The following is a 4679-nucleotide window of genomic DNA, read 5'->3' as shown; positions in this document are numbered from 1 at the left end:
AAGGCCGACTGTTGCGAAGCGTTAGTTTTGAGTTAGGATTTCGTCAGGCTGGGATAGCAAATGCAAAGTGAGGACAGCGGCGCTGCAAATAGAATCTCACTCTTCGGCGGTTTCCGGATTGAAAATGAAACGGCCGGCCCGCTTCGGCTGACCGGGAAACGAGGGCCGGCAATCATCGCCTATCTGGCCCGGTGTCCGGGCATGGCGGCGACGCGGGAGAGGCTGGCTGACCTCCTATGGGGCGACAGCGACGCTGAACATTCGCGCAACAGCCTTCGGCAGGCCCTCAGTGTCCTGCGCCAGGATCTGGCGCGAGAGGGGGTGGATCTCATCCATTCCAGCGGTGAGTTGATCGCCCTGAGGCCAGAGCTGGTTCAAGTCGACGTGGAGAAGTTCGAAACGGGTCTCTCGGCCCGTTCCGCCCAGGAGCTGGCGAAGGCCTTGGCGAACTACACCGGGCCCTTCCTCGACGGGCTTTATCTGGGAAGCAATGCGTTCGATGACTGGATCACATCGGAACGCGACAGGCTGCTCGGCCGCGCGCTTGAGTCCTTCGAAAAACTGGCCCGTCTCGTCGACCCCGATGCCGGGCTGATCCTGGCCGATCGTATTCTGACCATGGAACCGACACGGGAAGAATCCTATCGGCTCAAGATGGAATTGCTGCTCGCATGTGGCCAACGCGACAGGGCAATCAGGACATACGAAGCTTGCAGAAGCATGCTGAAGAAGGAGTTCGGCGTCGAAGCCGGCCCTGAAACGCGGGCGCTTTGGCAATCTCTGTTGCTTGCCGCCGACGACGCTTCAAATGTGCAGTCGACAAATGGTGTTCCGTCCAGCCAGCGCCTTGGGCGTCCGTCCATCAGCGTTGCCGACTTCGTTAATCTGACCGGAAAGCAAGGCGACGACTTTTTCGCCAAGGGACTTGTCCAGGACATCACGACAGCCCTCTCCGGAGTGGCCGACTATGTCGTGCTCGCCGCGCTTCCGTCCGAGAAGAGCGGCCCAGGCGAAGAAGCCAAGACACCAGGGATACTCCGGGCGCGATATATGCTCAGCGGCAGCGTCCAGAGATCCGGCAATGGGTTGAGGGTGAATGTCCAGCTCGTCGATGCCGCCGGCGGCCACCACGTCTGGGCCCAGAAGTTCGACGGCCACTCCGAGAACGCGCTCGAATTCCAGGACAGGATCGCACAATCTGTTGTTCTTGCCGTGATCCTCGAACTTCAACTGACCAACTGGAAGGTTCGAGACAAAAGCCCGCCAGGGATCCCTGAAGTGCGCAGGCTGGTGAACGAAGCCCTCATGAAATATTTTGAGATGACTCGGGACTCACTTTTGGTCGGGATAGAGCTTGCCGAGAGGGCCTTCTCGATAGGTCCCGACAATGCCCGTGCAAAGCGGACGCTCTCGATCGTGATATCCATGGGCGTGGCGTTTGGTGCGCTGCCTCGGGGGCGTGGGGTGATCGAGCGTGCGGTCGAGCTTGCGGAAGCCGCAGTACGGGCGGTACCGGACGATGAAATTGCCCGATGTATTCTGTCGTTCGCTCTCGAAAGTTGCGGTCGCATCGACGAGGCGATCGCCGAATGCCGCCACGCGATCAGCCTCAACCCAAGCTACCCAACTGGCCACGGCGATATTTCGATGCTCTTTGCGTTGCGCGGACAGGTCGACGAAGCGGTGCGTGAGGCCAACGAAGCAATCCGGCTCGGAACGCACGATGTCATCGACTTCTGGCGCCACCACGGCCTGGTTGTGGCGCTCTTCGCTGGCGGAGACAACCAGCGGGCGCTCGAAGCCGCCCGCAAAGTAGTCAGGACAAAGCCTGGCTTCGTTCGCGGCGCCCTTTATTGGGCCGCGACCGCATCGGCCACCGGAAATAACGAAGAAGCGTCCCGGGCCATCCACCATTGCCTGTCACAACTTCCGCATCTCAATCTGAGCAACGTCTGCCCTGGCTTTGTGCCGCGCTATGTAAAGGATCATCATCATTCCCGGTTCCTTGAGATGCTGTCGAGGGCTGGCCTTCCCAGTTCCTAGCCACATCGTTGGCGCAGACACCGTCATACGAAGCTGGAGGGTTCCGTCCTCCGCCCAGGCATCGAAAGCAGACGACGCGTTGGCAATTCCGGCCAGGTCGACCTATACGCTACCCTGCGATTGAGGTATTCGACGCCCCACGCCGTGGCGCCGGCCAGTCATCCGCCGATTTGCGGCTTGGGCCTATCATGGCGCGTGATAGAGCCCGTACGACGCGATCCAACCTGTTGAAGTTACGAAACATGCAAGATTATCAAAGGTTAAGGGTAGCCATAGCGCCCATGATGGACTGGACGGACCGGCATTGCCGGTTCTTCCACCGTCAGCTGACGAGCCATGCGCTGCTTTACACCGAGATGGTGGTGGCCGACGCCGTCATCCATGGCGCACGCGAGCGTCTGCTCGGCTTCGATGCGTCAGAACATCCGGTCGCGCTGCAGCTCGGCGGCTCGGATCGCGAAAAACTTGCCGAGGCGGCGCGCATCGGCGAGGCCTTTGGCTATGACGAGATCAACCTCAATGTCGGCTGTCCGTCAGACCGCGTCCAGTCGGGCACGTTCGGCGCCTGCCTGATGAAGGTGCCGGACCTCGTTGCCGGCTGTGTCGCGGCGATGAAGGCGGCGGTGACAATTCCCGTGACCGTCAAATGCCGCATCGGCGTCGACGAGCAGGATCCGGAGCCGGCCCTCGATGCGCTGGCGGATGGGGTTTTCGACGCCGGCGCCGACGCATTGTGGGTGCATGCGCGCAAGGCGTGGCTGGAAGGGCTGAGCCCCAAGGAAAACCGTGACATCCCGCCGCTCGATTACAACAGAGTTTATCGGTTGAAGGCTAGAAAACCTAACGAATTCATTGGCATCAATGGCGGCATTCAGACGATCGAAGAGGCGTTGGCGCATCTCGACCATGTCGATGGCGCCATGCTTGGCCGCGCCGCCTACCACACACCCGGCATTCTGGCTGGCGTCGATGCCGCTTTCTACGGCGTCCAGTCCGAGCCGTTCGATTTCGCCGCGCTGATCGATACAATGGCGGACTATGCGGCACGTCATATCGAGCTGGGTGGGCGGCTTGGACATGTCACCCGCCACATGGTCGGACTGTTCCATGGCTTGCCCGGCGCGCGCCGCTACCGGCAGATCCTGTCCACCGACGCGACAAAACCCGGCGCCGGCCCGGACGTGCTGAAGGCGGCTTTCGCGGCCGTCGAGCTCGGCGGAGCGGCAGCCGAAGCGGCTTGAGATTCAGGGATCAGTCCCTGAGGATCATGCGGTCGCCGCGCACGTCAAAACCCGACAATGAACCGATGAAGTTCATGCCGAGCAGGCTCTGGCTGAGCATGCCGGGTGCGGCGATCATCACCGACATATCCCTGCGCGTGATGCCGCCGATCGCAATCTGATCGGTTTTCACGGCCGCGGCGCGTGCCATGCCGTTGGCGGTCGAAACCGGTATGGTGTAGTTGAGCGCCGCTGGATTGAATCCGGCGGCTTGTGCGTCTTCGGACGTCAGCACGGTGCTGGTCGCGCCGGTATCCACCACGGCCCGGACCGGGTTGCCGTTGACCAGGATGCGCGCTTCGAAATGGCCGTTGTCCGCCTTGTCGAGCGTCACCGTGGCGTGGCCGTCCTCGACGCCAAGCGCAAGCGGACTGCCGGGAACAAGGCCCGCGGTCACCCGGCTGGCGACATCCTGCAGCTCATAGCGGTACTGATAGCCGGCGATCAGCGCGAGCGCGATGGCCGCCCAGGCGCCTAAGTTGCGGGCCATGGCGCCCAGGGGTCGGCCCGAGCGAAGCAGGCCGGCGCCGATAAGGGCGCCAAAGGCGCCGAGCCAGATCAGCCGGCTGAAATCGTTGTTCTCCACGCCGAGGGTGCTGCCGGCGGAATCGTTGAGCATGAGCAGGACTGCTCCCACCCCGATCGCGGCCATCAATATCCAGAACAACCGGCTCATCCGCACCTCACGACAGCGCGTCGCGTTCGCGCGCCATGCGGGTGCGGCGCGTTTCCCGGCGCGGCCGGCGCTCGACCGTTTCCAGCCGGGCCGGCAATTCAGCCATGACGCTGCGGCGCGTTTCCGGCGTCATCCCGATCCAGGCGCCGATTTCCTCGCGCGTGCGGCCGCACCCGAAACAGAAGCCGGTTTTCATGTCGATCGAACAGACCAGGATGCACGGGGATTCGATGGCCGTCATGACTTTCTCTTGGGCTTCCATCCGCAATCCCTTGTTCCACCTCCACATGGTGCAACGGCAAAGCCAATGCAAGCCCTCGCGATTGCGCCCTTCGGGGCCGGCTTTGCGGCAAATGCAGGCCCATCATCCCAGAGGTTGTGCCAACCCCGCAAGGCGGCTATGCCGCTTACCAAATCCAGGGAATGATCGATAACAAGATGACCAGCGCACTGCCTTTCGACGATTTTCGCAACCTGTTGGCCAATCTGCCGGCGGCCGACACGGCAGCCGAGACCCGCGTGCGCACGCTGTTTGCCAAGGCCGAACCGGGCAATTCGCTTGGCCGCATCGAGGACATCGCCGCCTGGCTGGCCGCCTGGAGCGGGCGGGCTCCGCCCGCGGTGACAAGACCGCTGATGGCGGTCTTTGCCGGCAATCACGGCGTCACGCGCCACGGCAT

5 protein-coding genes are annotated in these 4679 nt (G+C 62.4%); 3 read left to right on the top strand and 2 right to left on the bottom strand.

All coding sequences use genetic code 11. The features are described from left to right. Positions 1 to 60 precede the first annotated feature (60 nt). Entirely contained in the window at positions 61 to 2043 is a 1983-nt protein-coding gene (locus ENZ75_RS21580; protein ID WP_063167984.1) for a BTAD domain-containing putative transcriptional regulator, read from the top strand. A 242-nt stretch (positions 2044 to 2285) separates the two neighbouring features. Continuing rightward, complete coding sequence (gene dusA / locus ENZ75_RS21575; protein ID WP_063167985.1) at positions 2286 to 3284, top strand: tRNA dihydrouridine(20/20a) synthase DusA; 999 nt, start codon at positions 2286 to 2288, stop codon at positions 3282 to 3284. Between the two features lie 10 nt (positions 3285 to 3294). On the opposite strand, the gene ENZ75_RS21570 is transcribed toward dusA, so the two are convergent. Both ENZ75_RS21570 and ENZ75_RS21565 read right to left on the bottom strand, forming a co-directional pair. Beyond that, positions 3295 to 3999, bottom strand: a complete 705-nt coding sequence (locus ENZ75_RS21570) for a TIGR02281 family clan AA aspartic protease (RefSeq protein ID WP_024503317.1) — start codon at positions 3997 to 3999, stop codon at positions 3295 to 3297. Between the two features lie 7 nt (positions 4000 to 4006). After that, positions 4007 to 4240 carry a DUF1289 domain-containing protein gene (locus ENZ75_RS21565; RefSeq protein WP_024503316.1) on the bottom strand — a complete coding sequence of 78 codons (234 nt, stop codon included), beginning with the start codon at positions 4238 to 4240 and terminating at the stop codon, positions 4007 to 4009. A 197-nt stretch (positions 4241 to 4437) separates the two neighbouring features. On the opposite strand from ENZ75_RS21565, the gene ENZ75_RS21560 reads away from it, so the two are divergent. Next, on the top strand, positions 4438 to 4679 hold a 242-nt coding region (locus ENZ75_RS21560; protein ID WP_206617076.1), incomplete at its 3' end, for a nicotinate-nucleotide--dimethylbenzimidazole phosphoribosyltransferase.

This window comes from Mesorhizobium sp. M7A.F.Ca.CA.002.04.1.1, from assembly GCF_004022805.1.
Taxonomy (GTDB): domain Bacteria; phylum Pseudomonadota; class Alphaproteobacteria; order Rhizobiales; family Rhizobiaceae; genus Mesorhizobium; species Mesorhizobium ciceri.
The sequence above is the reverse complement of the archived record's forward strand: the minus strand, read 5'-3'. Positions and strand labels throughout refer to the sequence as shown.

What these genes read in the sequence shown, in the direction of transcription:
- ENZ75_RS21580 (WP_063167984.1), top strand. Translation starts at nt 61, where the DNA reads ATGCAAAGTGAGGACAGCGGCGCTGCAAATAGAATCTCACTCTTCGGC.
- dusA (WP_063167985.1), top strand. Translation starts at nt 2,286, where the DNA reads ATGCAAGATTATCAAAGGTTAAGGGTAGCCATAGCGCCCATGATGGAC.
- ENZ75_RS21570 (WP_024503317.1), bottom strand. Translation starts at nt 3,999, where the DNA reads ATGAGCCGGTTGTTCTGGATATTGATGGCCGCGATCGGGGTGGGAGCA.
- ENZ75_RS21565 (WP_024503316.1), bottom strand. Translation starts at nt 4,240, where the DNA reads ATGACGGCCATCGAATCCCCGTGCATCCTGGTCTGTTCGATCGACATG.